Raw genomic sequence first — 1,892 nt, 5'->3', positions numbered from 1 at the left:
AATCGAGTAGGAGGGGGTGACTAACCCCCGTCCTCTCACACCACCGTACGTACCGTTCGGTATACGGCGGTTCACCAAGCTTGACGAATTTGAGAATATCGTTGTACTAAGCTTTTCAGCCCTTGTTGTTGCCAGTAGGCAATACCAAGGGCTTTGTGTATATGCGGAGACTTTGTGGTGCGCCATGCACCCTTGCGGGTATTTGCAATTTCAATGGCTTTTACGTGAGGTATGCCAAGAGAACGAAGTTCTCGATATCTGGTTCTCACGCGTTTCCACTGTATCCACAAGCAAAGACGGAGTCTGCGCCTTGTCCATTCCTCAATGGATTGTAGAATGCCCTTCGCGTCTGCAAGAGCGAAATATCCAATCCAGCCCATGAGGTACTGGTTTACCCTTTCAATCCGCTCCTCCATCGAGATGCTCCACACCGGATTCGTGATCGTGCGGATTTTCTCTTTTAGCTTGAGGAGGGATTTGGGGTGGATGCGAATCCTTGTCTGTTTTAAGAAAGTAAAACTGAAGCCCAGGAATTTTCGTTTCCATGGTCGGTCTACCGCGCTTTTCTCCTCATTTACTTTTAGCCTAAGTACCTTCTCCAAGTGGTTTTGAATACTCTTCTTTACTCGTTCCCCTGCCCGTTTTGTTTTCACGTAGATGTTACAATCGTCTGCGTAGCGGCAGAAGCGATGGCCTCTCTTTTCGAGTTCCTTGTCCAAATCATCAAGTAGGATATTTGCCAAAAGTGGGCTTAGCGGCCCACCTTGCGGTGTTCCTTCACTTGATGTTGTACAGACGCCATTTATCATGATCCCTGCATTCAAGTAGGAACGAATCAGTCTTAGAATTCTCTTGTCCTGAACTTTTCGAGCCACGCGGCTCATCAGGATATCATGGTTGACACGATCAAAGAATTTCTCTAGATCGATGTCCACCACGAATCTGTATCCTTCGCTGATATACGCTTGTGCTTTCCTTACTGCCATATGGGCGCTACGTTTCGGGCGAAATCCGTAGCTGGACTCCGAAAAGATGGGATCGAAGATCGGTGTTAAGACTTGGAGGATGGCTTGCTGGATGAAGCGGTCCACCACGGTGGGAATGCCTAATAACCTTACGCCTCCTTCAGGTTTCGGGATTTCGACTCTGCGGACAGGTGAAGGTTTATAGGTTCCTCTTTCCAATTTCTCACGGATAGTTTGCCAGTGTTCACGCAGATAGTCGCGTAGTTGTTCGGTTGAAACATTATCGACTCCACCGACACCTTTGTTTGCTTCCACTCGCTGGAGTGCCATCCGTAAGTTTTCCCGTGATAAAACTTTCTCTAGCAAGTCCATAACGATATTCCTTCCTTCGCACATGCGGGTTCCGTGTTTGCTGTTCAATACTCAGCCCTCTTTTGTACCCTCGGGGCTTCACCCCTGCTCTTCAAAAGTAGTTCCTTTATGGAATTCTGCTTCGGCGTATCGTAACAAAAGACATGGATCGCATGCTTACTTGATGTTCAGCCCTTCCCCTTTCGAGCGTCCTCTACTCGGGTACTATGGCCTCTGCTGACTTCTGCATGTTCAGCGTCTCCTTACGGAGACGGTTACCATCGTAAGAAGGCGTTTCATGCAGACCTCCCCAGGTAAGAACGATAACTTTCATCCCATGCACCTGCCCAAGTTTACTGCTGTATCCCTTGGCTGTATGGGGCTTTGTCTTGTTTAGCAGACTCGCCCGAATACAACAGCCTCAAATTGGGTTCGTGTACCTCAGGTCGGGATTTTGCCGCCGGCTTCCTTCAGATTCGACCTCACGGTCGACACCCTTGCCTTGAGCTAACGGTTGGGACAGCCACCCTCCGTTCGGGACTTGCACCCTATAGTTATCGCCCATGCTGGGCGCAC

Annotated in this window: 1 protein-coding gene; it reads right to left on the bottom strand. The window is 49.2% G+C overall.

What is annotated here, in order from left to right; all coding sequences use genetic code 11:
• Nucleotides 1-71: 71 nt before the first annotated feature.
• Nucleotides 72-1,337, bottom strand: a complete 1,266-nt coding sequence (gene ltrA / locus Q3F21_RS27025) for a group II intron reverse transcriptase/maturase (RefSeq protein WP_340259669.1) — start codon at nt 1,335-1,337, stop codon at nt 72-74.
• Between the last annotated feature and the right edge of the window lie 555 nt (nt 1,338-1,892).

Source organism: Brevibacillus borstelensis (genome assembly GCF_037834415.1).
In the GTDB taxonomy this organism is placed as follows: Bacteria; Bacillota; Bacilli; order Brevibacillales; family Brevibacillaceae; genus Brevibacillus; species Brevibacillus borstelensis_A.
Note: the sequence above shows the minus strand (reverse complement) of the source record. Positions and strands in the feature narration are given on the sequence as shown.